Source organism: Flavisphingomonas formosensis (assembly GCF_009755815.1).
Taxonomy (GTDB): Bacteria; Pseudomonadota; Alphaproteobacteria; order Sphingomonadales; family Sphingomonadaceae; genus Flavisphingomonas; species Flavisphingomonas formosensis.
Genome location: NZ_WRPK01000006.1, coordinates 139969 through 165691 on the forward strand (window position 1 = coordinate 139969; position 25723 = coordinate 165691).

General features: G+C 64.2%; 21 protein-coding genes. 14 read left to right on the forward strand and 7 right to left on the reverse strand.

The annotated features are described in order from the left end of the window. Nucleotides 1–7 precede the first annotated feature (7 nt). The 7 genes from GQY20_RS17405 (at nucleotide 8) to folB (ending at nucleotide 9757) form a co-directional block, all read left to right on the forward strand. Nucleotides 8–871, forward strand: coding sequence for a class I SAM-dependent methyltransferase (locus GQY20_RS17405; RefSeq protein WP_157218404.1), 864 nt, complete (start codon nucleotides 8–10; stop codon nucleotides 869–871). Nucleotides 872–1172: 301 nt separating this feature from the next. Beyond that, complete coding sequence (locus GQY20_RS17410) at nucleotides 1173–3041, forward strand: LysR family transcriptional regulator (RefSeq protein ID WP_157218405.1); 1869 nt, start codon at nucleotides 1173–1175, stop codon at nucleotides 3039–3041. Nucleotides 3042–3215: 174 nt separating this feature from the next. Further along, nucleotides 3216–5657 carry a TonB-dependent receptor gene (locus GQY20_RS17415; RefSeq protein ID WP_232476121.1) on the forward strand — a complete coding sequence of 814 codons (2442 nt, stop codon included), beginning with the start codon at nucleotides 3216–3218 and terminating at the stop codon, nucleotides 5655–5657. 108 nt (nucleotides 5658–5765) lie between these two features. Then, nucleotides 5766–7556, forward strand: a complete 1791-nt coding sequence (locus GQY20_RS17420; protein WP_198351032.1) for an aromatic amino acid ammonia-lyase — start codon at nucleotides 5766–5768, stop codon at nucleotides 7554–7556. A 104-nt stretch (nucleotides 7557–7660) separates the two neighbouring features. Continuing rightward, nucleotides 7661–8521 (forward strand): formyltetrahydrofolate deformylase, encoded by an 861-nt coding sequence (gene purU, locus GQY20_RS17425; protein WP_157218407.1) that lies wholly within the window; start codon nucleotides 7661–7663, stop codon nucleotides 8519–8521. Nucleotides 8522–8526: 5 nt separating this feature from the next. Then, nucleotides 8527–9396, forward strand: a complete 870-nt coding sequence (gene folD, locus GQY20_RS17430) for a bifunctional methylenetetrahydrofolate dehydrogenase/methenyltetrahydrofolate cyclohydrolase FolD (RefSeq protein ID WP_157218408.1) — start codon at nucleotides 8527–8529, stop codon at nucleotides 9394–9396. After that, complete coding sequence (gene folB, locus GQY20_RS17435) at nucleotides 9389–9757, forward strand: dihydroneopterin aldolase (RefSeq protein WP_232476122.1); 369 nt, start codon at nucleotides 9389–9391, stop codon at nucleotides 9755–9757. Before folD ends, folB begins: the two co-directional genes overlap by 8 nt. Before the next feature lie 188 nt (nucleotides 9758–9945). Here the strand turns inward: folB and GQY20_RS17440 are convergent, their stop codons facing one another. Next, a complete protein-coding gene (locus tag GQY20_RS17440; RefSeq protein WP_157218410.1) occupies nucleotides 9946–11082 on the reverse strand; it encodes an aminomethyltransferase family protein in 1137 nt (378 codons plus the stop codon). A 376-nt stretch (nucleotides 11083–11458) separates the two neighbouring features. Between GQY20_RS17440 and GQY20_RS17445 the strand changes: the two genes are divergently transcribed. From GQY20_RS17445 to GQY20_RS17460, 4 genes are read left to right on the forward strand one after another with little or no spacing between them, the layout of a single operon-like run. After that, a complete protein-coding gene (locus GQY20_RS17445) occupies nucleotides 11459–11887 on the forward strand; it encodes a dimethylamine monooxygenase subunit DmmA family protein (protein WP_232476123.1) in 429 nt (142 codons plus the stop codon). Continuing rightward, nucleotides 11884–12828, forward strand: a complete 945-nt coding sequence (locus tag GQY20_RS17450; RefSeq protein ID WP_157218412.1) for a PDR/VanB family oxidoreductase — start codon at nucleotides 11884–11886, stop codon at nucleotides 12826–12828. The genes GQY20_RS17445 and GQY20_RS17450 overlap by 4 nt, the downstream gene beginning before the upstream one ends. A gap of 11 nt (nucleotides 12829–12839) precedes the next feature. Next, the gene (locus GQY20_RS17455; protein WP_157218413.1) at nucleotides 12840–13901 is read left to right on the forward strand and encodes a heme-dependent oxidative N-demethylase family protein; all 1062 of its coding nucleotides are present in this window, start codon (nucleotides 12840–12842) and stop codon (nucleotides 13899–13901) included. 56 nt (nucleotides 13902–13957) lie between these two features. Continuing rightward, nucleotides 13958–14617 carry a helix-turn-helix domain-containing protein gene (locus GQY20_RS17460; RefSeq protein ID WP_157218414.1) on the forward strand — a complete coding sequence of 220 codons (660 nt, stop codon included), beginning with the start codon at nucleotides 13958–13960 and terminating at the stop codon, nucleotides 14615–14617. A 273-nt stretch (nucleotides 14618–14890) separates the two neighbouring features. Here GQY20_RS17460 and GQY20_RS17465 read toward each other — a convergent pair whose 3' ends face one another. Genes GQY20_RS17465 through GQY20_RS17475 form a run of 3 tightly spaced genes read right to left on the reverse strand, consistent with a single transcriptional unit; the run spans nucleotide 14891 to nucleotide 20228 of the window. Continuing rightward, the gene (locus tag GQY20_RS17465) at nucleotides 14891–16531 is read right to left on the reverse strand and encodes an APC family permease (protein WP_157218415.1); all 1641 of its coding nucleotides are present in this window, start codon (nucleotides 16529–16531) and stop codon (nucleotides 14891–14893) included. Nucleotides 16532–16573: 42 nt separating this feature from the next. After that, nucleotides 16574–18871, reverse strand: coding sequence for a DUF1989 domain-containing protein (locus GQY20_RS17470; RefSeq protein WP_157218416.1), 2298 nt, complete (start codon nucleotides 18869–18871; stop codon nucleotides 16574–16576). 4 nt (nucleotides 18872–18875) lie between these two features. Beyond that, nucleotides 18876–20228 carry an NAD(P)-binding domain-containing protein gene (locus GQY20_RS17475; RefSeq protein ID WP_157218417.1) on the reverse strand — a complete coding sequence of 451 codons (1353 nt, stop codon included), beginning with the start codon at nucleotides 20226–20228 and terminating at the stop codon, nucleotides 18876–18878. A gap of 196 nt (nucleotides 20229–20424) precedes the next feature. Here GQY20_RS17475 and GQY20_RS17480 point away from each other — a divergent pair, with 196 nt between their 5' ends. Together GQY20_RS17480 and GQY20_RS17485 are read left to right on the forward strand one after the other, a co-directional pair. After that, nucleotides 20425–21426, forward strand: coding sequence for an ornithine cyclodeaminase family protein (locus GQY20_RS17480; RefSeq protein WP_157218418.1), 1002 nt, complete (start codon nucleotides 20425–20427; stop codon nucleotides 21424–21426). Further along, nucleotides 21423–22244, forward strand: coding sequence for a phosphate/phosphite/phosphonate ABC transporter substrate-binding protein (locus GQY20_RS17485; protein WP_157218419.1), 822 nt, complete (start codon nucleotides 21423–21425; stop codon nucleotides 22242–22244). Before GQY20_RS17480 ends, GQY20_RS17485 begins: the two co-directional genes overlap by 4 nt. A 120-nt stretch (nucleotides 22245–22364) precedes the next feature. Here the strand turns inward: GQY20_RS17485 and GQY20_RS17490 are convergent, their stop codons facing one another. Both GQY20_RS17490 and rnk read right to left on the reverse strand, forming a co-directional pair. Further along, nucleotides 22365–23696 (reverse strand): ATP-binding protein, encoded by a 1332-nt coding sequence (locus GQY20_RS17490; RefSeq protein ID WP_157218420.1) that lies wholly within the window; start codon nucleotides 23694–23696, stop codon nucleotides 22365–22367. Then, nucleotides 23696–24097, reverse strand: a complete 402-nt coding sequence (gene rnk, locus GQY20_RS17495) for a nucleoside diphosphate kinase regulator (protein WP_157218421.1) — start codon at nucleotides 24095–24097, stop codon at nucleotides 23696–23698. Before rnk ends, GQY20_RS17490 begins: the two co-directional genes overlap by 1 nt. Nucleotides 24098–24453: 356 nt before the next feature. Here rnk and GQY20_RS32605 point away from each other — a divergent pair, with 356 nt between their 5' ends. Further along, nucleotides 24454–25023 (forward strand): exonuclease domain-containing protein, encoded by a 570-nt coding sequence (locus GQY20_RS32605; RefSeq protein ID WP_232476124.1) that lies wholly within the window; start codon nucleotides 24454–24456, stop codon nucleotides 25021–25023. A gap of 269 nt (nucleotides 25024–25292) precedes the next feature. Here GQY20_RS32605 and GQY20_RS17505 read toward each other — a convergent pair whose 3' ends face one another. Beyond that, on the reverse strand, nucleotides 25293–25721 hold the full coding sequence (locus GQY20_RS17505; protein ID WP_157218422.1) for a DUF6165 family protein: 429 nt from the start codon (nucleotides 25719–25721) through the stop codon (nucleotides 25293–25295). Nucleotides 25722–25723: the final 2 nt, after the last annotated feature.

The following is a 25723-nucleotide window of genomic DNA, read 5'->3' on the forward strand; positions in this document are numbered from 1 at the left end:
ACATGTGATGAACCCAGCGAAAGGCTCGACGATGGCCAAGCTCGAACCTGCGGACTGGCGAGGATCGGCTGGCGATCGCTGGGCCAGCAACGTCGATCATTTCGAAACGATGTTGACCGAGATCGGCGCTGCGCTGCTCGCCCATGCCGGCTTCAGCCCCGGCGAGACGGTGGTAGAGATCGGCTGCGGCGGCGGACGCCTGACCCGCGAAATCGCCGGCCGGGTGGCGCCGGACGGCACAGTGACGGGCGTCGACATCTCGCCAACACTCGTCGCGCTCGCGACGGACCGCGCGGCAGCCGACGACATCGGCAACATTAGCTTTACGGCGATCGACGCGCAGACCGGCATGCCCGGACAGGCGCCGTTCGACCGGCTCGTCTCGCGGTTCGGGGTGATGTTCTTCGCCGATCCGGCGGCGGCCATGGCCAATCTGCGCGCCATGCTGAAGCCGGGCGGGCGGCTCGATTTCGCGGTGTGGGCGCCGATCGCCGGCAACCCCTGGGCGGCGACGATGATGCAGGCCGCGCGTGAGCCGCTCGGCCTCGTCCCGCCCGAGCCGCGTGCGCCGGGGCCGTTTGCGTTCAGCGAGGAGGATTATCTGCGCGGCCTGCTGGAAGGCGCTGGATTCTCCTCCGTCAGCATCACGCCCTGGACGGGCAGCGTGAAGATCGGCGGGCCGGGCGCGACCGCGGAAGAGGTGGCCGAGCTTTCGATGATGACGGGATCGATCGCCGAGCCGCTGAAGGATGCAAGCGCCGAACTGCGCGCGATGGTCCATCGTTCACTTACGGAACTGCTGCGTCCCTATGTGGGGCCGAGCGGAGCAGTCTTGCCGGCTTCCGTACACCTCGTGACCGCCAGTGCATGATTTAGGGATTTGAATAATGGACGGATCTTCTTTTGAATAGTCCGCCATATTTTCCGGATCGCTTCTGGCTAGGGCTCGATTACTCTTCTGCGTAACGGCGGATCGGCGGACATCACTTTCTTTATTGGCGTTCCATAGGCGATTCATCGTGCTTGTGCTGCAGCATGGCCTGCCGCGGACGCGGAGTTTCGCCAAAGCCAATTCGGGACCGCTTGTTGCGCTGCGGCATATTTCATTGACATGACATCCGGCTGCGCGCAGCCTTGCCGTCCGGCATCGTGCAGGAGGTCCCCATCCGTCGATGATCGATTTTCGGTCGCTCAGTTATTTCGTGGTCGCATGCGAACAGGAGAATCTCGGTGCTGCGGCGCGGGAGCTCGGTATCGCTCCGTCGACGTTGAGCGCGAGCCTGAAGGCGCTGGAGACCGATTTCGGGGGATCGTTGTTCCGCAAGCAAGGCGCGGGCCTGTCGCCCAAGCGGCTGGCTCATTGGCTCTATCGGGCGGCGGTGCCGCTGCTCCTGATGGAAGCTTTCGCCTGCCGGCGGGTGGCCGCTAGCCCGGAGGCGCCGATCACGCGTCTGCGGGTCGACGTGCGTCTGCGCTTCGCCTTCGGTCAATTCCGGCTGGCGCTTGGCAAGGCGACGGCGGAGACGGCACGGGCGGAGCCGCTGGTGCTCGTCGATCCGCAATGGCCGCTCGAAACGGGCGCGGCGTTCGGAACGGCAGGCGCGGACATGCTCGGGTTCGACGAAGATGCGAGCGTCGTCGTCGAGGCAGTGGCGCGTACTGCGGATCCTGCGGCGGGCGAAATCGCGTTGCGCGAAGACCCGTGGATGGTGGTGAGCCGCAATTTCGGACTGGACGAGGAGACGGGCGGCAATGGTGCCGTGGCGGCGCAGCGGCTGGTCGTCCCGGCGTTCCAGCCCGCGGTGGTCGACCAGCTGATGGCCCATCTGCGTGCAAGGCGCATGACGCTCCAGGCGCTGGACGCCGCCCCGGGGGACTGGCCGCAACTGCTCGACGAGCATTCCGGCTGCGCTTTCCTCCTGCCGGAAAGCGCCATCGCGCCGCGGCTCGGCGTCGCCCGGATCAACGCAACGCCGCTCGATCCGCCGCTGTCTGCAACGCTGGTCGCGCGGACGGACGGCAGCGCGACGGCGCTGCGCTTCGTCGATCGGCTGAAGGCCGCGTTCGAGGATCGCGGCCCGGGCCCGGTGTTCGAGCCGATCCTCACCGGCCGGCGCATCCGCTACTTCAATCTTGCTTATGAGCTGGGCCGCGTCTCGGCTGCCGCGCGCGCGGCCAGCGTCGCCCAGCCGGCGCTCAGCCAGCAACTGCACAAGCTCGAGGACTCGCTCGGCACCACGCTGTTCGACCGGCGCACCTTCGGGCTCGTCCGAACGAAGACGAGCGCCAATTTCGCGCTGGCCACCAATTTGCTCGACCGGCGATTGCGCGAGCTGGCGATGAGCGGATCGACGGCCTCGCTGATCGAGGGCGGCCGGCTAAGCCTCGGCATATTGCCGTCGGTCAGCCATCACGGCCACCTCGTCAACCGAATCACCGAGGCGGTGCTCGCCCTGCGCGAGCAATATCCGGCGATGAGCGTGGCCGTACGCGAAGCGCCCAACGGCACGCTGCAGAATCTCGTGCTGGGCGGCCGCGTGGGTCTCGCGATCGTCGAGACGGCGCTGTCGCAAATGCCGCGACTCGCCCTCGATGCCAGCGAGGAGCTGGCGGTGATCGCCAACCCGCGCTACGCGCTGCTGCCGCCGGGGCCGGTGAGGCTCGCCGATCTGGCGCATCTTCCGCTGGCCTTGCCGACCAGCCTGTTCGGCTTGCGGCAGCTGCTGGACGCGTCGGCACGGGCGGCGGGCATCGAGATCCGGCCGCGGCATGAGATCGATGCGCTGACCATGCTGATCGCCTTGCTCACGCGCGAGCCGATCGCAACGGTGCTGCCCGCATCGGCGGTCATGCCCGAAATCGTGGCTGGCGAGCTCAGCGCGCATATGATCGTCGAGCCGACCATAAACCGGCGCCTCTTCGTCATCTATTCCGGCGATCGCAGCCTGACGCCGGCGGAGCGCGATCTCGTGAAGCTGCTTCGCCTGCATCTGTCCAGCGGCGCGCAGGAGCGCGTGCCCTCGCTCGCCATGAGCGGCTGACCGCGGCGGCCTTGCATGTGCGAGAACTCTTATGGCTGTGTGGGCAAAAGCTTTATCTTGTCTGATTTGCTGACCCACCCGTAACTTTCCCGACAAGAAAATCAGTTTCAGCGGAGAGAGATGCCGCCGGCGAGCAAGGGGTTCGCCGGACTGGCTTCTGGGCGGGGTAACGACATGATCGACCTTCAGGGAAACCGTGACCGCGCGTTCCGTGGCTTGTTTGCCATGTCGCTTTCGGTCAGCGCCATAGCGCTGGCCTGTGCCGATCCGGCGTGGGCTGCCGATGCAGCCGCCACGGGCTCGGCAGACGCGACGGCCGAGGCATCGAGCGCGGGCAGTGGGGAAATTCTGGTGACGGCGCGCAAACGCGTCGAGAATCTCATGACGACACCGGTCTCCGCGACGGTGCTTTCGGGAGACAATCTGGCTCAGCAGAATGTTCGCAACTTCCAGGATCTACGCGGCGCCGTCTCGAACCTCGAGCTGGTTCCGCTGCTGTCCGGGGGCGCCAGCTTTACCGTGCGCGGCGTGGGCCAGACCTCGAACCAGGTGAACGCCGACTCCAAGGCGGGCTTCTACGTCAACGAGATGTATGTCAGCCGCCAGGAAGGCAACGATCTCTATTTCTACGACGTCTCATCGCTGCAGGTGTTGAAGGGGCCGCAGGGCACGCTGTTCGGCAAGAATACGACGGCCGGCGCCGTGCTGCTCACTACCCAGCTTCCGACCCATGATTTCGAGGGTTACGGCAAGATCCGGGTCGGCAGCTACAAGCGCGTCGAGCTGGAAGGCGCGCTCAACGTGCCGCTGGCCGACGGGCTGTTCGGCCGCGTCAGCTTCCGCACGCAGGATGCCGACGGCTACATCAAGCATCTGCTCGACAACGGGCGCAGCGGCAACATCAACAACAAGTCGGTTCGTGCACAGCTTCGCTGGGAGTCCGGGGCCCTGACTGCGGATCTGCTCGGAGAATATAACGCATCGCACACAGATGGCGGTGCGACCATAGCGACGGCTTGCAGAACTGACAGCTACACTAAGAATTACAATGCTCTTCATTCCGTAGACTATTGTGACAAATATCCGATAATCGGCAAAGACTATACGGTCTATGGCGGCGCTACGCTGGGTGCCCCGACGAGTTCGGCGATCACGGACGAGGCTGTCGGCGGCGATGCGAACTCCGGAAAGAACAGATATATTGGCAAAGGGCCGTTCAACGATACGGATGTCTGGACCATCAACGGGCGGCTCAACTATGCGCTGACCGACGATATCGCGATCCATTCGGTCACGGCGTATCGACGTTCGCACGCGGAATGGTACACGCCGACGCTCGATGCCCCGGACGACATCTATGCCGAGTATGACAATACCAAGACCAAGCAATTCTCTCAGGAATTGACCCTCGGTGGATCAGCCATAGACGGCCGGCTCAACTTCATCGGTGGTCTCTATTATTACAATCAGAAGACAACGTTTCTTCAGGATACCGGTCCGGACTGGATTGATCCTCTGGGTTACGTTTATGATGCCGACGTGAAATATAAGAGCTTCGCCGCTTTCTTGCAGGGATCCTTCAAGATCACGCCGAAGCTCGAGCTCACGGTCGGCGGGCGTTACACGCACGACCACAAATCCGGCAACAGCTATGTCTTTTATGCCGGCAACGGTGCGACATATGTCGATGCTAACGGTGCTACGCAGACATGCGGCTGGTTCATCGGCGATTTCCTCGGCGGCCTCGCGAATTGCGCGGGCGCGCCTTACACCGCGTCGGGTTCGAAGAGTTGGAACAGTTTCGATCCCAAGGTCCAGCTCTCCTACCAGTGGAGCGACAGCGTCTATACTTATATGACCGCCGCACACGGCTACAATGCCGGCGGCTTCAACCAGCAACTCGGTGGCCAGCCTGCCGATGGCCGTTTCCCGTCCAATTATAATCCGGAAAAGCTGTGGTCCTACGAAGGCGGCGTGAAGCTGGATCTGCTCGATCATCGCTTCCTGATCAGCGCATCGGGCTTTTATCAGAAGTATAGCGATATCCAGTCCACGATCCTCGTAACGATCGGGAATATCACCAGCCGCCAGTTCGCGACCGCGGCGACGGCCCATGAAGCGGGCTTCGAGGCCGAGTTCGTTCTCCGTCCGACCGAAAGGCTGACGCTGCGCGGCAATGGCTCCTATCTGGAGCAGGGCTATGACAAGATCGTCTCAGGCGCTCTGATCGACAAGGAGACACCGGTCAATTCCGCCCCGAAATATCAGTTCAGCGCGGCGGTCAGCTATGATTTCGATGTCGGAGCCAATGGCGTCCTGACACCCAGCGCCGATGTGCGTGGCATCGGCAAGAAGCCGGCCTGCTATACGTCGGGTACGGCCACGGCACCCCAGCGCGCGACCTGCAATCTGCCGGCCTATGCGCTGGTGGGCTTCCGGCTGGATTATGTACCGAGCCGGGACAGCGCCTGGAGGATCGGCGTGTACGGCACCAACGTGTTCGACAAGGTGATCCAGCTGACCCGCTCGGGCTATCTTTCGGGCGGCATGGGTATCGATCGGTACACGCCGGGCCGTCCCCAGGAATTCGGCGTGGAGGCCTCCTATCGCTTCTGATGCCGTCACTCTGACGGATGGCCGTGGCCGCCGATCTGTGATGGGCAGATCCGGCGGTCGCGGTTCGGGCGGCGGGTTGCGAGGCAGCTCATGGAGAAAAGAGAGATGATGCTGAAAAAGGCTTTCGTCGCGTTGCTTGTCGCCGCGGCCGCCGCATTCCAGACGCCGGCCTGGGCGGCTTCGGCCTATGTGCCGATCCGCTATGATGCGACCGGCGAGACGATCACGCTGACCGGCCACGACCTGACGATCGACCAGGTCGTGCGGATCGCGCGGCATGGCGCGAAAGTGGCCTTGTCGCCGGAGGCGCGGCAGCGTTCGGCGGATGCCTATGGCCTGCTGCTCGAGGCAGCGGCCGAGGGCGTCAGCGTCTACTGGTTCAACCGCGGCGCCGGCGATCAGCGCGAGACGGTGATCTTTTCCGGCGATCCGACCTCGCCGGAAAACAGCGCGAAGCTGAAGGCGATCCAGCGCGCGCGGTTTGGCCGCGGCGGCCTCGGTTCCTATGCGCCCGAGGTGGATCATGAGGATGTCGTGCGCGCGATGATGGCGATCCGCGTCAACACCATGTCCTATGAAGCCGCGAGTCCGGGCCTCACCCAGGCGCTGATTGATCTGCTGAATGCCGGGATCACTCCCGTGATGGGCAGCCGCGGCACCCTGGGCGAAGGCGATCTGGCGCTGATGGGCGATATCGGCGCGGCGATGGTCGGCGAAGGCGAGGTCTATTATAAGGGCACGCGCATGGCCGCGGCCGATGCACTGCGTCAGGCAGGCCTCAAGCCGCTGGAGCCGTTCGGTGCGGACGACAGCGCCCTGATCAGCACCAACGCCTATGCGGTCGCCAACAGCGCGCTGCTCGTCGCCGATGCCGGCAACCTGCTCGATTGGACCGATATGGCCACGGCGATGGCGCTGCTGGGCATGAACAGCAGTCTGACGCCGCTTTCGATGCCGGTTCAATCCAACCGGCCCTATCCGTGGCTGAACTGGGATGCGGCGCGCGTGCTCGACATGGTGCGCGGCAGCTATTTGTTCGACGCCGATCCCAAACGCATCATCCAGGATCCCGAGAGCCTGCGCGCGTCCACCCAGCGCACCGGTTCGGTGTGGCAGGCGCTGGCCGACCTGCGCCAAACCGTGCTCATCTCGATCAACAGCTCGGATCACAATCCGGCGGTGCGGCCCGGCCTCAAGCCGTCCGATTCCTGGGAGCTGGCGACGCCGCAGATGATGAAATTCTATGTGAAGGGCGGTCCGCTCAGCAAAGGCAAGAGCGGTTACATCTTCTCGAACGCTAATTGGGATCCTTACCCGCTCGCCAATCAGCTCGAATATTTCACCATCGCCCTTGCCAATATGGGCGTGGTGCTGACGCAGCGCGTCGATCGCTTCACCAATCCCTTCTTCACCGCGATCAAGGCCAGCGACGTGCTTTCGCCCGATCAGATCCGCGCCATGCCGGCGGCGGGTGGCTATCTGCATTCGGATCTGTGGATCGAGCTCACCGGACTGATCAATCCCGTGACGCCGCAAGGCCAGGCGATCGTCGCGACGGTGGAGGATCTCCAGGCTGAGACGCGGCTGAAGGTGAAGCGCGCGCGCGACGCCGTCGACGTGACGCGCCATCTGCTCGCGCAGGACGTCATCATGTCGTCCAACTGGATGGATATCCGCAAGCTGCAGGATCCGCAGCGCAGCCTCGGCACGGCGCCGGCGGCTGCCCTGTCCGCGCTGCGCAAGGTGCTGCCGTTCCAGAGCACGGCAGCGGCTGTCTCCCGCGAGCCGGCGGGCCAGATCGTCGCGGACTTCCTGGCCGCGACGTCTGCGCGCTCCTTCTACACCGGCGGGCCGACCATGCCGCCGGCCTCACCCGTCCCCGTCGTGGGGCAGCGTTAGGCGGTTCGGCTCTGCCTTCCTCGGGCCGGGCCGCCTGACGCCAAAAATTCAACGGCCGCCGCATCGCCGGATCGCGGCACCGACAGATCGGAACGACGATTGCGATGACCGAGATTCATTATGTGCTGACTTTGTCCTGCCCCAATCGGCCCGGCATCGTCGCCAAGATTGCGACGATGCTGTTCTCGCATGGCGGCAACATTCTCGAAGCCCATCAATATGACGATCGCGCCTCCGGCCGGTTCTTCATGCGGACGGTGTTCAACCTGCCGGAGGGTGGGGAGGTGGCGAAGGTTGAGGCGGATTTTGCGCCGATTGCGGCGGAGCATGGCATGGAATGGGCGCTGAGCCCGAACGACCGGCGCAAGAAGGTGCTGATCCTGGTCTCGAAATTCGATCATTGCCTGGTCGACCTGCTCTATCGCTGGCGGATCGGGGAGCTGGCGATGGATATCGTCGGGATCGTCTCCAACCATGGCTTCGAAACCTATGCGGGCATCGATTTCGGCGGCATCCCCTTCCATCACCTGCCGATCACCAGGGAGACCAAGCCGCAGCAGGAAGCGCAGATCAAGGCGGTGGTCGAGCGGACGGGCGCGGAGCTGATCGTGCTGGCGCGCTACATGCAGATCCTGTCGGACGATCTCGCCGCCTATCTGTCGGGCCGCTGCATCAACATCCATCACAGCTTCCTGCCCGGTTTCAAGGGCGCCAAGCCCTATCACCAGGCCCATGCGCGCGGCGTGAAGCTGATCGGGGCGACGGCGCATTATGTGACCGCGGACCTCGACGAAGGCCCGATCATCGAGCAGGACGTCGAACGCGTCAGCCACAATGACAGCCCCGAGGATCTCGTCCGCAAGGGCCGCGACATCGAGCGCCGCGTGCTCGCCCGCGCCGTCGGCTTCCACCTCGAAGGCCGCGCCCTGCTCAACGGCTCCACCACCGTCGTCTTCCGGGATTGATGCCCATGGTTGCTGATCTGATCGATGGCAAGGCGATCGCCGAGGCCCTCCGGCGCGACATCGCGAACGAGGTGGCGGCGCTGGCGGGGCAGGGGATAAAGCCCGGGCTGGCCGTCGTGCTGGTCGGCGAGGATCCGGCGAGCCAGGTCTATGTGCGCAACAAGGCGAAGCAGACGGTGGAGGCCGGCATGGCCTCGTTCGAGCATCGTCTCGATGCCGGCACATCAGAGGCGGAACTGCTCGCGCTCGTTGAACGGCTCAACGCTGATCCGGCGGTGGACGGCATCCTCGTCCAGCTGCCGCTGCCGCCGCAGATCGATGCCACCCGCGTGCTGCGGGCGATCGATCCGGCCAAGGATGCGGATGGCTTTCACCCGATCAATGTCGGCTTGATCGCGACCGGTGCCGGAGGCTTGGCGCCGTGCACGCCACTTGGATCGATGATGCTGATCCGCAGCGTGAAGCCGGATCCGACGGGGCTCGAGGCGGTGATCGTCGGCCGTTCCAACATCGTCGGCAAGCCGATGATCCAATTGTTGCTCGGCGCCGGTTGCACGGTGACGGTCGCGCACTCCCGTACAGTCGACCTTCCTTCGGTCTGCCGCAGGGCGGACATCCTCGTCGCCGCGGTCGGTCGGGCAGAGATGATCCGGGGCGAATGGATCAAGCCCGGCGCGATCGTGATCGATGTCGGTATCAACCGCGTGCAGGGTGCGGAGGGCAAGTCCCGCCTCGTCGGCGACGTCGCCTTCGCCGAGGCGCGTGCGGTGGCCGGTGCGATCACGCCGGTGCCGGGCGGCGTCGGCCCGATGACCATCGCCTGCCTGCTCGCCAACACGCTGCAGGCGGCCAAGGCACGCCGTGGACTTGGCTGAACCCGTCATCGAGACGACGCGGCTCTTCGTCCGCGCGCTACGCGTCGTCGCGTCGATCGGGATCCATCCGCATGAGCGGATCGCACCGCAGCCCCTGATTCTGGACGTCGAAATGGACGTGCCGCCGGTGGCGGCGGACCGGATCGGCGCGACCTATGACTATGCGCTGGTGCGGGACGCCGCCCATGCGGTGATCGCGGACGGGCATATCGATCTGGTGGAGACCTTCGCGGAGCGGATCGCGCGGAGGCTGTTCGGGGCCGGCGATGTCGAGGTCGTACGGATCAGGGTCGCGAAGCCGGCCGCGCTGGTGCCGGATGCGGAGACGGCGGGCGTGGAATTGAGGATGCGGCGCGGATGAGGGGCCTGGTCCCCCTCATCTTCCCCGGAACGGGGAGAGGAACCAGCCGCGGATTGGTGGAGGGGGTCCTGCTCGCGTCATTCTCGCCCTCACGCCTGCATTGCGTGCGGAAGCCCTCCATCATGCTTCGCGCGTTCCCCCTCCCCCTGCGAGGGAAGATGAAGAAAGGGAGGGGGGTGGAGCGCGCATCACCCTACCGCGGTGCGCTTCTTCTTGTCGGGATCGTCGAAGGGCAGCGGCTGTGCTGTCGCTTTTACCTTGCCCTGGGCTCCTTCGAGCTCCAACGCGGTGCCGGGCACCGCCGCGCCGGGATCCAATCGCGCGATCGCCAGCGAACGGCCGGTCAGTTTCGAGACCATGCCGATCGTGACCACGCCCACCTTCTTGCCGTCGGCGAGCAGGATATCCGCCGGATCCGCCGGCTTGTCCGAGTCGAGTTCGATACCATAGATCTTGAACCGCTCCTTGCCTTTGGCGCGATAATGGGCATCGGCGCCGCGGAAGCCGGTCTTCTTCGGGCTTACGGTGAAATCGAGGCCCAGCTCCCACAGCGTGTCGCCGGGGCCCTCGCCATTTTCGAAGGGCCACATTTCCGACATGTCATAGGGATAGAAGAGCAGGTAGCTTTCGACGCGCAGCAGGTCGAGTGCGGTGAAGGCCGTCGCCTCGATACCGAATTCCCGGCCCTTGTCGAGGATCGTATCCCAGATCATCGGCGCTTCGTGGCCACGACAAAAGATTTCGTAACCGCGCTCACCGGTATATCCGGTCCGCGAGATCATCACCGGCGCACCGAACAGCGTGGTCTGCAGGTGATGGAAATATTTGAGGTCGCGAATACCGGGCACATGTCCGGCGAGAAAGTCCACTGCGGCGGGCCCTTGCAGCGAAAGATCGTGCAGATCGTCGTCGAACAGCATCGCGACGTTACGCCCTGTCGTCGATGCGCTCAGGAGCTCGTGGCCGGCACCCGAACCATGCACCACCATCCAGCTGTTGGGCCCCGTTCGGTAGAGGATGCAATCCTCGACGAACTTGCCGTCGTCGTTGAGCATCGTGGCGTAGGCGGAGCGGCCTGGCGTGATCTTCTCGACGTTGCGGGTCGTCACATAATCCAGCACGCCGGACGCATGCGGCCCGACGAGATGGATCTTCTTGAGGCCGGAGACGTCCATCAGTCCGGCCTTGGTGCGGATCAGGGCATGATCGTCCTGCAGATCCTTGTCATAGGTCCACGCGGTTCCCATCCCGTTCCAATCCTCGAGCGCGGATCCCAGGGCGCGGTGACGGTCGGCAAGCGTGGAATGACGCCAGCTGTTCGGCATGGAAAGCTCCTCTTCTGCATGGGGGAATCGGCCGCGGCCGGTTTTTCTCTGACAGAAAGAATTTTTATCATTGGGACGAAAATCTGTCGAGGGCCTCCGATGCTTTATTGACAAGTTTATTTCCTCAAGGGAAAGTCACCCGTGCGCTTCAGCAGCGTGCAACCGCCGAATTCCGGGAGATTGACGTGGCACTTGCCGCTTGCCGTCCCATGCCGGTGTCGTCATGAGCGATCAAGGCATCAAAAGCAGACCGCGCTATACGCCTCTAGCACTGGATCCGACTGGACGGACTCATCTTCTCGTCGTGGACAGCGCAGAGATTCTGCCTGAAGTCTTTGCCGATGGCGTCGGTCCACGGGATTTTCCCGAGCGCTGGATGATCGAAGGCCACAGCCGGGCAATTCCATCGCCCCTTCCCGAAGAGACAGTGCATGGCTTCCGTTCCGCCAGCCATTTGCTGATCGCGCTGCGGCGGCGCCTGGCGCAGGAGCATATGGGTTTCCGCCTCTATGCGGCGGGCACCGAAGGCTTTCTGTGGGACGTGGCGGGCGCCTGCGAAGCGGCGGGCATGGGCAAGGCGGAATATCGCCTTTGCCATTCCGGCAGCGCGCAACGCCGCATCTTCTGCGTGCATTGCCGGACGATGACGGATGGCGTCACGACCAATCTCGTCACCTGCTCGGGATGCGGCGCGCAGCTTTTCGTCCGCGACCATTTTTCCCGCAGGCTCAATGCCTTCATGGGTTTCCAGATCGATGCCGAAGTGCCGGGCGAGACGATCCCGGTGGAGGAGCTCTACAGATGATCCAGCGCGACATCGCCTATCGCGTTCGGGCGATCGAATCGCTCTCGCCGACGCTCAAGCGCATCGTCCTGGAATCAGCGACGGGCGATCCGCTGCCGGTGGGAGCGGCCGGAGCGCATATCGCGCTGACGCTCAAGTGCGGCGACCGGATCCTGCGCAACAGCTATTCGCTGATCGCGCCATCGGACGGGACCGGCCGTTACGAACTGATCGTGCGCCGGACGGACCCGTCCCGCGGCGGATCCCATTTCGTGCACGACGAGCTGACGGTGGGTGCCGTGCTCGCCGGCTACGTGCCGCACAATCTGTTTCCTTCATTCAGTCACGCACGCAAGCATCTGCTGATCGGCGGGGGAGTGGGCATCACGCCCCTGCTCGCGCATCTTGCCGCGCTTCGGCGTGAAGGCGCGCGCGTGGAACTCCATCAGTTGGCCGCAGCCGAAGAGGTTGCGCTGTTCACGCAGTTGCTGGCGCCTTGGGCGGGCGACGACGTGCAGGTGCATGGCGGGCGGGAGGGGCTCGATCTGGAGGCACTGCTCTCCCGCCAGCCGCTCGGCACCCACGTCTATGTGTGCGGCCCGGCCGCACTCATGGATCGTGTCGAGGGCATGGCTGTGGCGCTGGGATGGCCGGACGGTCGGATCCATCGGGAAAGCTTCGGCGCCAGCGGCGGCGAGCCGTTCACCGTAAGGCTGGCCCGGTCCGGTGGAGAGGTTCGCGTCGGACCGGACGAATCGATGCTGCAGGCGCTGGAGAATGCCGGCGTCGCCGCGCCTTCGCTCTGTCGTGGCGGGGCGTGCGGCGAATGCCTCACCCGCGTGCTCGAAGGCGAACCCGAGCATCGCGATCATTATCTCACCGCCGAAGAAAAGGCGTCGGGCCAGTTCGTCATGCCCTGCGTCTCGCGTGCTCACAGCGATATGCTGGTACTGGATCTGTAAGGAGGACGGCCATGACTATCGCCTTCAAGACCGGCGAGTCTTTCCGTGATGACTTCCGCTACGCGAACAGCGATGCGGCGATATTGCGTTTTCCTTTCCCGTTCGGCGAAGATGAATATATGTACGCGGTCAATCTCGAGCCGCATTTCGCCGGCGGGGCTACCGATGCTTTCGATACCGCTTTCGATGTCGACGAACATTATGTGAGCGAATGCCGCGAGCGGGAGATGGTGCTGCGCCAGGATCCCAATCGCTGCATCGTGCTGCCCCACATGATGCAAGCCCAGTGGGATACGCTGGAACTGATCATGGAAAGCCTGGCGCGCGATTATCCGGACCATTTCCAGCTGGAAAGGGACGGACGGCGGTGGACGTGGCGCAACCGGCCGCTCGGCATCGAGGATCGCTTCACCTTCGGCATGCCGGACACGCTGCCCTACGAGCCTTTCGAATATATCACGCGGCAGGCCCAGGGGGATTTCACGCTGCAGGATCAGCGCGACGGCAATCTCTACATGGATGGCGGCATGGTGACGACCCAGGCCGATTGGTCGCTGGAATTCGATCTCGGCATGACCTTCCACGAATGGCATGGGCCAGTACCCCTCGCCCATGAGATGGGGATATTCGATCGCGCGCTGCAATATCTGCTGCGCGTGCAATATGGCCATCCCGCGCGGCGGCTCAACTGGACGATGACCGTCAATCCGCGGCTCGACACCTCACCGGAAAATTATCCGGTATGGGGCCCGGACCGGACGACGATCACGCCGGACAATGTCGGCGAGCGGCTGCATCTGCGCGTCGAGCTGCAGACCTTTTTCCGCCTGCCGCGCTCCAATGCGCTGTTGTTCGGTATTCGGGCCTATCTCGCCAGTATCGACGAACTCGCCCGCGTGCCGAAATGGGGCCGCCGTCTTCACCGCGTGCTGCGCGATCTGCGCGAGGAACTGGCTGGATATAAGGGCCTTACCCGCTATCGCGACATCGCAGTCGAGCATCTTTCGCGCTACGACGACGGAGCGCCGACGAGCCCCGGTATCGCTCCCGATATCCGGACTCTGCCTGCCTGAGCCGAACCATCAGGATCGACGCAGCAGGGAAAGCGCAGGGGGAAGGAGCGCTGGTCATGGCCAGGCGACTCAAGGACATCGAGGCGGCCGCAGCGCAGATCGAGGAGCTGCGAACCGGATCGAGCGCGCCGAGCAGCGATCCACGCTCGCTCGAACGTGCGCTCGGCCTGCAGATCCGGTTGCTGCGGCGGCGGCAGGACCTGTCGGGCGCGGACTTCGCAGCGGCGGCGGGAATCTCACTCGGCATGCTCTCCAAGATAGAGAATGGCCAGATCTCGCTCTCCCTCACGACGTTGCAATCGCTTGCTGCTGCGCTCTCGGTACCGATCTCGTCGCTTTTCGAATCGGTCGAGGAAAGGCAGGATTGCTCGTTCGTCCCAGCCGGCAGGGGCGTGAACATAGAGAGGCGCGGTACGAAGGTCGGCCATAATTACGAGCTGCTCGGTCATTTGCCGCGCGGAGACGTGGTGGTAGAGCCCTATCTCATCACCTTGCACGAGAATGCATCGCCCTATCCCAGCTTCAGCCATGCCGGGATCGAGATCATCCATATGCTGGAAGGCGAACTGACTTATCGCCATGGTGCGGCAAGCTATCGTCTCCAGCCGGGCGACACGATGATGTTCGACAGCGGCGCCCAGCATGGGCCGGAGGAACTCAACCAGCTGCCGATGCGCTATCTTTCGATCATCATCTACCCGCGTGGAGCGGGATAGCAGGGCGCAAGCGCTGCACGGACCTTCACGGCCTCCGGCATGGCGTAGAGGGTTCGAAAGCGAAGAGCGAAACCTGGCGCTCGAGGGCATCGGGCAGAGCCCCGATCGTCATCCCAGCGAAAACTGACTTCGCCCGCGCCCATGTCGACAGCGATTCACACTTTCGCCGAGATGACGTAGCGATCTGAATTCATCACTATAATAATTGAGCGCGACGATCCCATTCTCAATCGTCATCCCGATTCTCATCGGCATGACGGGAGTAGTTCCTGCTCAATATTTCGCGAGCATCCGTGCGATCAGCACAACCGCTATGCCGGCCGCTATGGTGAGATAAGGCAGAACGCCTGCGCCGGTCTTCACGCCCGCTTCCGGCGCCAGGTGCATGTCCTGCGTCATCGCTTCGGGGAACACGCCCTTGTCGACGACATGGTGGCGCCAGACGAAGACGGGCAGGATCAGCGCGATCACGATCACACCGGTAATCAGCGTGCCCTTGCCCCACACGTCCGCGCCCATCCCCATCAGGACGAGGTTCACGAAGGAGAGGCTGGTGCCCGCCACGAGGAGCAGCGTCGGCGCGCGGAACGGGCGCTCCCAGTTCGGACGGTCCATGCGGTGGATCCAGGCGGAGTTGAGGTTGAGGAAGTTGAAGACGATGTAGCAGACATTGCTGATCGCCAGCACGAACACATAGTCGGACAGCGAGAGGAGGATCAGGTTGAAGCCGAGATCGGTCCACATCGCCGATGTCGGCGCGCCGGCATGGTTGGTGCGCCCGAGATAGCGCGGCAGCCAGCCGTCTATGCTCGCCTGGTAGAGCGTACGCGAGGATCCGGCCATCGAGGTGATGATCGCCAGCATCAGGGCGAGGATCATCATCACCAGGATCACGTTGGCGATAGCAGGTCCGGCCGAAATCATGTTCGCCATCGCATGGCCGACGCCCATATTGTTGTAGATTTCCGGCGCGAGCATGCCTGACAGCCCGAGCACGCCCTGGAAGCTGATCGGTACCAGCGTGAACACGACGATGCAGAGCAGGCCCGAATAGAGGATCGCCTTGAACGTATCCTTTTTCGGATCACGAAACTCGCGTGTGTAGCAGACGGCCGTCTCGAAGCCGTAGGTGGACCAGGCCGCGATGAACAAGCCGCCGGCGAAGAGGGTGATGCCGGCCATGTCGAACATGCCGTTGACCGGATTGCCGGCGGCGTCGTGCGCCAGCGGCACGATCGGGAAGAGGTTTTTCGACAGCACGTCGCCAGTGAAGAAGGGCACGAGGCCGATCAGCAGCAGCGGCAGCAGCGCGATGACGCCGAGGATCACCTGCACCTTTGCGGTCGAGCTGATGCCGCGATGCTGCACGGCGAAGGCGATCAGCAGCAGCGCCGCGCCGAGGAAGAAGACCGCGTTCAGCCGCAGCGTGAGCCCGGTCTTGATGAAGCCGAGATTGGCGATCGTGATCTGCCAGGTGTTGATCGAGGCATCCGGGCCGAACAGCGCAAGCAGCACATAGCCCGCGGCAAGGCCCGACCCGATCGACAGCACCGGCGACCAGGCCAGCCAGTTGCACCAGACCGAGACCGGCGCGAACATCTTGCTGTAGCGCACCCAGGCGACCGCGCCATAGACAGACGCGCCGCCCGACTTGTGCGGGAACAGCCCGGCGATTTCGGCATAGCTGAACGCCTGGATGAAGCCGAAGCAGATCGAGATCGTCCAGACCGCCCAGCTCGCCATGCCGACCGTTGCGGCGATCGAGCCGATCGAGAAGAGCACCAGCGCCGGCACGCCGCTCGCTATCCAGAAGGCGCCCGTCCAGCTGATGCCGCGCTGCAGCCCGCCGGTGTCGACGAACGTCTCCCCCGTGCCCGCCGCCGCTCCCATGCCCGTTTCCGCCACAGTCGCCATCGCCTTGACCCCCAATTTCCTCCGCCGGCCGGACGCTGCCGGTCAGGCGCGAACCCTCGTCTTGTCCGGATCATAATGCGGGAAGCGCACCACCTCGGCCGCGATCCGCTTCTGATGTCCGTCGAGCTTGCCGATCTCTAGCGCCTGGCCGATCGCGGCGCGGCTTATATCGACCCGAGCCAGGGCGATCGTCCTGCCGAGGATCGGCGAGCGGGTGGCGCTGGTGACGACGCCTATCTGGGTGCGCCCGTCGAACACGCCGTCGCCATGGCCGACATCCTCGAAGCCCGCGATATCGAGGCCGACCAGCGCGCGCTGCGGGCTCGCCCGGCGCCGCGCCAACGCCTCGGCGCCGACATAAGGGACGGTCTTGGACGCAGGCACCGCAAAGCCGATGCCGGCCTCGAACGGATCGGTCTGGTCGCAGAATTCGTAGCCGGCGAAGACGAGGCCGGCCTCGATCCGCACCATGTCGAGCGCATCGAGGCCGAGCGGAAGCAGCCCCCTGGGGCCGCCCGCCGCGAACAGCGCGTCCCAGAGCGCCGGCGCGCTGTCGGGGTGGCACCAGAGCTCGTAGCCGAGCTCGCCGGTATAGCCGGTGCGCGAGATGAGCACCGGCACGTCGCCGATCCGGCCGGTGGTGAAGCGGAACCATTTGAGCTCCGCCACGGTGGCAAGGTGGCGCGGCGTCTCGACGAGCGGCGCGAGGATGTCGCGCGCCAGCGGGCCTTGCAGGGCGATGTTGTGGAGCTGGTCGGTCGACGAGCGGACCCAGGCCTTGAGGCCATGCTTCTCGGCCAGCTCGCGCAGCCAGACGCCGCAATAATCGTCGCCGCAGACCCAACGGAGATTATGTGGGCCGAGGCGGAAGACGGTGCCGTCGTCGATCATGCCGCCGGTGTCGGTGCACATCGCGGTGTAGACGATCTGGCCGATGGCGAGCTTGGCTATATCGCGCGTGACCGCCAGCTGCATCAGCGCCTCGGCGTCCGGGCCCGTCACCTCGAACTTGCGCAATGCCGAAAGGTCCATCACCACCGCCCGCTCGCGGCAGGCCCAATATTCCGCGATCGGCCCCTCGCCGGTGTAACAGTTCGGCAGCCAGAAGCCGCGATACTCCACGAAGTTGCGCGTCAGCGCCGATGTGCGCGGATGGAAGCCGGAATGGCGGGTAAGGCGCGGGGCGGCGTCGGGGGTCATGCGATGGGCGATTCCGGGGCTGATATCCGCGCTGCGATCGTAGAGGCGGACATGGATGTCGGTCGGGTTCCAGCCATTGGCGGCGTCGACGTCGTCGGTGCAGGAGGAGGAGGCGCACACGAGGTCGGTGAGCGCGCGCAGCAGCACATAGTCGCCGGGGCGCGACCAGGGCTCGTCCATGCCGATGCGGTCGTCATGGCCGACGGCGGTGTTGTAGAAGAAGTTGATCGCCGGCCAGCCCTTGCGCGGCGCGACGCCATGGGGATCGAGAGCGCGGTTGAAATTCTCGGTGCAGTTGGCGTGGCCGGGATAGCCGAGATCGTCATAATATTTGGCGTTGCAGGCGAGCAGGAAGGTGTCGTGCCGGCCGACCGTGTCGCGCACCACCTCCACCAGCGGCCGCATCCGCGCGTCGAAATAGCGCGAGTGCAGTCCGGGCGAGGAGAAGGCTGCGCCCATCAGCGTGCGTGTGACGGTCGGATCCAGCCCATATTCGGTACCGCCGGCGAGCGCGGCCGCGTCGAAGGCGAGGAAGTCGGAGCATTGCTTGCCGGCGACGTCGATGATCTGGATATAGTCGCCGGCCGCAACCCGATAGGCGCGCGCGGTCGCCGCATCGATCCGGATGTCCGCCTTGGGTTCGGCGAGCGGGGCAGGGAGATCGCTGGACGGCGCCACGGCGCGGTCGATCCACAAATGCAGCTCGGTCGGGGCATCCTGCGCATCCGGCAGCATCGGGGAGCCGGGCGCTTCGAGGACGCAGAGTAAAGACTGTTCGGCGGTGAAGGTGGCGGAGGTTCCGGGCGCGGCGTCGGCGGGGAAGAGCGGGGTTACGACGGCATCCGGGATGGCGCCGGTCGCCTGCTCGAAGAGAGTGGCTATGGCGCCCGTTATCTCATCCGCGTCATCCCAGCGAAAGCTGGGATCACTCTCTACGTCAAGTGGTGCGTTGTCGGCGACCGATCCCAGTTTTCGCTGGGATGACGGGTTGACCACATACAGCATCCCCTGCTGCAGTCCCTCCGGATCGACGATCGTCCCTCTGTCCCCCGGTTTCAGCGCGAATAGCGCCGCGCCGCCGCCGGGGACGACGATCCTCTCCCGCAGGCCGGGTTCCGCCGGGGCAGGGGGCGCGGCCATCGGATCAGGCGGCGGCCGGCATGCCGAGGAACACGGGCAACGTGTCGTCCAGCGCCTTCATCCATGTGGTGTGATGCTGGGGCGATAGCGTGCCGGTCAGCACCGAGCGGTAGCTCTTGTCGCGATAGCCGAGAATGCTGTGCTCCTTGTCGTGCTCCCATTCCTTGAAGAGGGCGGCGACGCCGTCGACGTCGAGATGCGGATAGTCGGTGGCGGCAAGCAGCTCGCGCACATAGTCGGTCTGGAAGTCGATCTGCTGGAAAGGATTCTCGAGCGCCTCCTCTCGCGCGCGCCAGGCGAGATTGTCCGCCTCGCGGGTTTCCGCGTCGGGCAGCGCTATCTTTCCCATGATGATGTCGCGCACATACCAGGCCTGCGCGTCGAACATGTTGAACGTATAATATTGGTCCTGCATGCCGATGAAGAACAGCTTCGGATTGGGCTGCCAGGCGACGCCCTTGTAGAGATTGAGCGGCCAGAGGCGATTATTGGTCTTGAGCCGCAGCTCGTCGGGCAGGAACGGGAAGTGATGCTGATAGCCGGTGCACAGCACGATGGCATCCACCTGCTTGCTGCTGCCGTCGCCGAACCAGGCGGTCTTGCCGACGAGCTTGGTCAGCAGCGGTTTCTCCTCGAACCCTTCGGGCCAGGCGAAACCCATCGGTTTGGTGCGGTAGCTGAACGTCACCGATTTCGCGCCATATTTGAAGCATTGCGTGCCGATATCCTCGGCCGAATAGCTGCTGCCGATCATCAGCATGTCCTTGCCGGCGAATTCGTCGGCGGATCGGAAATCATGCGCATGCATCACGCGGCCGGGAAAGGAAGTCAGTCCTTCGAATTCGGGGGCGTTCGGTGTCGAGAAATGTCCGGAGCAGACGACGACGTGATCGAATATCTCGCTATAGTCGCGATCTTCTTTCTGGTCTTTCACGCGGACGGTGAATTTTTCCGTCGCGGGATCATAATCGACCCAGCGCACTGGCGTGTCGAAGCGGACATAGGGACGCACACCGCTCTTGGCGACGCGGCCCATGATGTAATCGTGCAACACGGCGCGCGGCGGATAGGAGGGGATGGCGCGGCCGAAATGTTCCTCGAACGTATAGTCGGCAAACTCCAGGCATTCCTTTGGCCCGTTCGACCACAGATAGCGGTACATGCTGCCATGCACCGGCTCGCCATATTGGTCGAGTCCAGTGCGCCACGTATATTTCCACAGGCCGCCCCAATCGTCCTGTTTTTCGAAGCAGACGAGTTCGGGGATTTCGGCGCCGGTACGGCGCGCGCTTTCGAAAGCTCTCAACATGGCAAGGCCGCTCGGGCCTGCGCCGATTATGGCGATCCGCTTGGTCATGATTCCTCCGGAGAGACGGATAAAAACTTTCGTCAGAGTGAAATGAGTGTCAATATAAGCGAAGCCGAATGAGCTCATCGCAAAAGCTGTATTGACCTAGAAAGCGCCGGATTTCCGGCACACTTACTTTCCCTGTAAGAAAATATCCTTCCGCTCTATTGACGTGTGCGGCGGCACGGCGGCAGGAGAGCCGGGCATGGCGCCGATCCATCTCACCTATCTCAACCGCATCGATGTCGAGGCGATCGCGCTTACCGATGCGGAGATACTCGACGCGATCGAGGCAAGCCTCGCAGCGCAGGGACGCGGCGAGGCCGTGATCGAGCCGCGGGTGCATCTCGAACCCGGCGCCGCGGATGGGCATTTCAACATATTGCGCGGCGCGCTGCGTGCGCCGATCGATGCCGCGGGCGTGAAGGTGGTCGGCGATTTCGTGGACAATTATACGCTCGGCCTGCCGTCCGAGCTCGCTATCCTGTTACTTTTCGATCCACGGACCGGCGTGCCGCGCGCGATGCTGGACGCGACCGGCATCACGGACATGCGAACGGGCGCCGTCACGGCGATCGGCGCCAAATATCTCGCGCGGCCCGACTCGCGCATCCTCGGCCACGTCGGCGCACGCGGCACCGCCTATTGGAACGTACGGCTGTTGGATCGCCTGTTCGATTTCCAGGAGATTCGCATCCACTCGCGCCGGCCGGAAAGCCGGGCCGCCTTCGCGACCCGGCTGAGCCGCGATCTCGGCAAGCCGGTGATCGCGACGGAGGATTGGCGCAGCTGCGTCGACGGTGCCGACATCGTCGTCGAGGCATCGCGCCTCGGCGCGCCCGCACCGCTGCTGAAGACGTCGTGGATCAAGCCCGGTGCCCTGGTGATCCCCTATGGCACGATGAGCGCGGTGGAATTGTCGCTGACCGACATCATGGCCAAGATCGTGGTCGACGATTGGGGGCAATGCCGTGCCGGCAAGTTCGGAAGCCTGCGGGCTCATGTCGAGGCGGGGCGGCTGAGCGAGGCGACGTTGCATGCCGAGCTGGGGCAGATCGTGGCCGGCTTGCGGCCGGGCCGGGAGAGCGCGGAGGAAACCAACCTCTTTTGGCATCGCGGCCTTTCCCTGTCCGACATCGCGCTGGGCCATGCGATGCTGGAGAAGGCGGCGCGGCTCGGCATCGGTCAGCGGCTTCGCTTTGCATGAACGCTGCACCGGCCCGGATCGCGAATGCGCGCATGTACGCGGTCGCGCCCGGTGCGGCGGCGGCCTGGCGCCGCTTTTTCGGCTGGCTGACGGACGCGAGCGGTATCTCCCTCGAGATCATCGACCATGCTTATCCCGCTCCGCTGCCCGCGCTTTGGGCGCGGCCAGACCTGGCTTGCGGCTTCATGTGCGGGCTGCCCTTCGCCCGCAGTGCCGGTGCGGTGACGCCGATCGCCGCTCCCATACCGGCGAGCGGGCCGACCGCGGGTCGGGCCGCCTACGCGACCCACTTCGTGGTTGCCGCGGGCGCGCCATACCGCATGATCGAGGATACGTTCGGCCGGCGCATCGGCACGACCGTCGAGACGTCGCATTCCGGCTATAATGCAGTGCGCCACCATCTTCTGCCCTATCGCCGGCAGCGCGGCGGCGCGGCGCTCTATACGGAGACGGTGGGCGGCCTGCATACGCCACGACGCGTGATCGAGGCAGTAATCGCTGGCATGATCGACGTGGGTCCGCTGGACAGCTTCGCCTATGAGCTGATTCGGCTTCACGAGCCGGGTCTGGCGAGCGCGATCCGCATCTTGGCCACGACGCAGGCCGCGCCAATCCCCTTGCTCGTGGCGCATGCCGCCTGTCCCGACGCGGTCGTGCTCGCGCTGCGTGAAGCGTTGCTGTCGGGGGGAGGCGGCGTGGAACGCCATGCCGATGCGCTGGCGCTGCAGGGTTTCGCGCCAATCGACCCGCAAAGCTATCGCTGCCTTGCCGAGCGCGAAGATGAGGCCGTAGCGGCCGGCTATGGAATGATCGTCTGACTATCGCGAGCCCGCGATGGGCATCCCCGCGCGGTTGCAGACAATATCAATCGTCACTTGTACGCAGCTCCGAAGACGCTGACGCGTCTGGGACCGATTTTGCTCACACGCCGAGCGGGCTCATTGCAAGGATCGGGGCCGGGGCACCGTCACGGTGACGATCAAGCCGCCTTCGCGCGCGTTGGCAAAGGTCAGCGCTCCGCCGAAACGGCGCAGCAGGCTGTAGGCCGTCGGGATGCCGAGCCCGAAACCGGCGGTATCGCGTGCCCGCGCCTCGTCGATTCGGAAGAAAGGATCGAGGATCGGGCCGAAATAATCCTCCGCTATGCCGGGCCCCCTGTCCTGGATCCTGATCTGCCAGTCCTCTCCTGCTTTTTCGATGCTGAGCTGCGCATGGCCGCCATATTGCACGGCATTCTCCACCAGTGGCCGCAGCGCGAGGAGCAGAGGGAGCCGATAGCTGAGTGTCTCGGCATCGATGGGCGCGCAAAGCGTGGCCTGGCCGTCGAACGCAGCGATGACGTCGCGGATGGCGGCGGCAAGGTCGACCAGCTCGGGTTCGGCGGCGAGATGCTGGGCGTGCAGATAGTGCTGGAGCGACATCAGCATCGCTTCCATCTCGTCGGCGCTCGATCCCACCAACCGCGCGATATCGCTGTCTTCCACAAAGTCAGCGGCGATCTTCAGCCGGGCGAGCGGGGTGCGCAGATCATGGCTGATCGCCTCGAAGGATCGAGCCTGATCCTCCACAAGGCCGCTGATCCTTGCCTGCATGTCGTTGATCGAGCGCGCGAGGCTGCGCAGGTCCGCGGCGCCGCTTTCGCGCACGGGCACATGCTGGCCCTGCGCAATGGCATTGGCCGCGTCGGACAGGGTGCGCAGCGGGGTGGTGAGAAAGCGCAGGCCGAGAAGGCCCGCGCCCACGCAGAACAGGGTGGTGAGCAGCGACATGGCGGTGGCGCGCAGTGCGATCGGCCAGTTCGTGGAGATGTCGCGCGATCGGAAGTTCAGCCATGCGCCGTCGGCGAGCGGCATGGAGCCGACGAGATCGCGGCTCCCTTCGGAACCTTGTTCGAGGGCGAGCAGGATGTGCCGCCCGGCCAGCCCGGGTTCCCAGACCAGGATATGCGCGGCGATGTCGGCGATCTCCTCATCGCTGCCGCTCCGCAACACCGACGGCGTCACGGCGAGCCGGACTTCGAGATGCCGGCTGGTCATGATCTGCGAGACGCGGTCCGGCGCCATGGTGCGCACGCGATCGCTGACGACGAGCAGTTCGGCGACGCGGCGGGCATGATCTTCCCGCAGCGTCTGCCGGTCGATCGCATGATAGAAGATCAGGCTTGCCACCAGCTGGACCGCGCCGATGAGCAACAGCAGGGAGGCGGCATAGCCCGCCAGCCGGCGCGAGCGCAGCCGCGCGCCGAAGGCCTGCTGTGGATACGCGTCCATCAGTCGTGCCGCACCTCGCAGACGGTTAGCGCGCGCTCCCGGCCGCTGCGATCGGGCCAGAGGATCGACTGGCCTTCGCGAAGACCGATCAGCGCGGCCCCGATGGGTGTCAGAATCGAGACTCGGTCGGCCGCGATATCGGCCTGCCGGGGATAGACGAGCCGGATCGTGCGGTTGCTGCCGCTTGCGCCGTCGGTGTAGGTGACGGCCGATCCCATGGTGACGACGTTGTCGCCGATGGTTTCGGCGCTGCGGATCTGCGCCCGGTCGATCTCGTCCAGCAGCAGCCGGCTTACCTCGGGCATCTGATTCTCGGCACCGATGGCGAGGCTGGTCAGCGCATCGGCCTCTTCGGCAATCATCTGAATGCGCGGGTGCCGCGCGGTAATCGCATTCTTCATGGAAAATCCCGCTTGCCTCGAAAGATGGAGCATCTGGTCGTCGAGAGGGCCCCGGGCTCGGGGCGGACGCCGACGAACCCGGGGCTAGATGCCCGCGAGAAGCTGTCCTCCGTGATGGCGAAGCCGATTTACCATCTGCTTAGGCTGTCATCGAAGCACAAATGAGTCAATCGCGCCCGGGGTGCAGCCACGATTTGAAATAATGCTGAATATGAATCGGCCGGCCGGCCTCTGCGAAGGAGCAAAGATCATTCGGCGCTTGTCGGAAGTCGTGCGAATTTCTGGCGAACGTGGAGCATGCCGTTGGACGGGCGTCGATGCTGGGCTGGAGGCTATTCAGGGATGATGGACATGCTATGTCCGATCCCATGCTGTTCTCCGCCCCACCCATCACCGAGCCCGGCCGTCTGGAGGACGAGGCCATCGCGCCACCCGATTTCGTCGTAGTGGATGTGGAAACGGCCTGTTCGCGCGTCAGCAGCATCTGCCAGATCGGCGTCGTCGGTTTTCGCGACGGGACGGAGGTACTTGCTTACGAGACGTTGGTGGACCCGTGCGACGACTTCTCGTCTTTCAACACTCGGATCCACGGCATCAGCAGCGACCATGTCATTAGCAAACCGACCTTCGCCCAGATCCATGCCGTCATCGATAGGCATCTTGCCGGCCGGATCACGGTTGCGCATTCCCTTTTCGACAAAGGAGCCTTGGCATCCGCCTGTCGTGTCCACGATCGTCAGCCGATCGAAACGACCTGGCTGGACAGCGCGCCGGGGTTTTATGAACGTTCGGCGGCCCTCTTAGCGAAGGCGGTTGACCTCCGTCAGCTTGAGGCGGAGCGGTCGGCTGTTGAGAGATCGGAGCCGGCGCCGAAACGCAGCGCCGGCTCCTTGCCGCGTTGGCGGGGCTTGCATCGCGGCGCATGAGCTATGCGTGAAGCGGGGGCAGCAGCATTATCGTATATGTATTTGGTGGACGTTTATGCGGCGTCGTTTGCTACGGAAGCTTATTGGTACCCGGCAGCGCCGAATCGAAGCCGTACGAGACGAGGCTACAGAGATATCAACAGTGGCGCGACGCCGCTATTCGGTTGAACTGCTGGCGGTCCTGCGATCGGCGGGGATTTTCGGCCTTTCTGTTGGGTCCTTGCGAGACGTGTCGTGTCCAGATGGATTCCAGCCCGCAGCGTGAGGTGTCACGCAAGCGCCGGAGGGTTGATCGAAGCAGAGCCCGCCGCAGCGTAGCTTTTTTCCTCGATCAATTCAGAGGCGAGCAGCATATTGATGTCCCGCTTCAATCGTGCCCGTTGGTCGTTCTTTGTATAGACTGCGCGTGCAAGCGCTATGAAGGTCGACCCGAACGTTGCTTGCGCTTCCTCGACCCTGATGGCATCCTCGATATCCCACAGCTGCTCGTTGATATGTTTGAGCCGCTCCACGAGATTGGCGACTTCTCTGTCTCGCGTAACGGGCAGGCTGATCTCCGTAAGGATCTGATACTCCCTTAGGAGGTTTGTGCGTGCTTCAGGGTTATCGATGTGATCCAGCTTGATGTCCAATATGGTCATCTTGTCGAGCAATTCGCCCCACGATATCGGAACGAGAGGGCTAGCCGGATCGGTCATGG

Excerpts from the sequence above, each read along its gene's own strand:
- rnk (WP_157218421.1), bottom strand. The coding sequence starts at position 24,097 with ATGAAGAATGCGATTACCGCGCGGCACCCGCGCATTCAGATGATTGCC.
- GQY20_RS17460 (WP_157218414.1), top strand. The coding sequence starts at position 13,958 with ATGGCCAGGCGACTCAAGGACATCGAGGCGGCCGCAGCGCAGATCGAG.
- GQY20_RS17490 (WP_157218420.1), bottom strand. The coding sequence starts at position 23,696 with ATGGACGCGTATCCACAGCAGGCCTTCGGCGCGCGGCTGCGCTCGCGC.
- GQY20_RS17410 (WP_157218405.1), top strand. The coding sequence starts at position 1,173 with ATGATCGATTTTCGGTCGCTCAGTTATTTCGTGGTCGCATGCGAACAG.
- GQY20_RS17475 (WP_157218417.1), bottom strand. The coding sequence starts at position 20,228 with ATGACCAAGCGGATCGCCATAATCGGCGCAGGCCCGAGCGGCCTTGCC.
- GQY20_RS17505 (WP_157218422.1), bottom strand. The coding sequence starts at position 25,721 with ATGACCGATCCGGCTAGCCCTCTCGTTCCGATATCGTGGGGCGAATTG.
- GQY20_RS17470 (WP_157218416.1), bottom strand. The coding sequence starts at position 18,871 with ATGGCCGCGCCCCCTGCCCCGGCGGAACCCGGCCTGCGGGAGAGGATC.
- GQY20_RS17455 (WP_157218413.1), top strand. The coding sequence starts at position 12,840 with ATGACTATCGCCTTCAAGACCGGCGAGTCTTTCCGTGATGACTTCCGC.
- GQY20_RS17405 (WP_157218404.1), top strand. The coding sequence starts at position 8 with ATGAACCCAGCGAAAGGCTCGACGATGGCCAAGCTCGAACCTGCGGAC.
- GQY20_RS17465 (WP_157218415.1), bottom strand. The coding sequence starts at position 16,531 with ATGGCGACTGTGGCGGAAACGGGCATGGGAGCGGCGGCGGGCACGGGG.
- purU (WP_157218407.1), top strand. The coding sequence starts at position 7,661 with ATGACCGAGATTCATTATGTGCTGACTTTGTCCTGCCCCAATCGGCCC.
- GQY20_RS17485 (WP_157218419.1), top strand. The coding sequence starts at position 21,423 with ATGAACGCTGCACCGGCCCGGATCGCGAATGCGCGCATGTACGCGGTC.
- GQY20_RS32605 (WP_232476124.1), top strand. The coding sequence starts at position 24,454 with ATGTCCGATCCCATGCTGTTCTCCGCCCCACCCATCACCGAGCCCGGC.
- GQY20_RS17440 (WP_157218410.1), bottom strand. The coding sequence starts at position 11,082 with ATGCCGAACAGCTGGCGTCATTCCACGCTTGCCGACCGTCACCGCGCC.
- GQY20_RS17480 (WP_157218418.1), top strand. The coding sequence starts at position 20,425 with ATGGCGCCGATCCATCTCACCTATCTCAACCGCATCGATGTCGAGGCG.
- folD (WP_157218408.1), top strand. The coding sequence starts at position 8,527 with ATGGTTGCTGATCTGATCGATGGCAAGGCGATCGCCGAGGCCCTCCGG.
- GQY20_RS17415 (WP_232476121.1), top strand. The coding sequence starts at position 3,216 with ATGATCGACCTTCAGGGAAACCGTGACCGCGCGTTCCGTGGCTTGTTT.
- GQY20_RS17420 (WP_198351032.1), top strand. The coding sequence starts at position 5,766 with ATGCTGAAAAAGGCTTTCGTCGCGTTGCTTGTCGCCGCGGCCGCCGCA.
- GQY20_RS17445 (WP_232476123.1), top strand. The coding sequence starts at position 11,459 with ATGATCGAAGGCCACAGCCGGGCAATTCCATCGCCCCTTCCCGAAGAG.
- GQY20_RS17450 (WP_157218412.1), top strand. The coding sequence starts at position 11,884 with ATGATCCAGCGCGACATCGCCTATCGCGTTCGGGCGATCGAATCGCTC.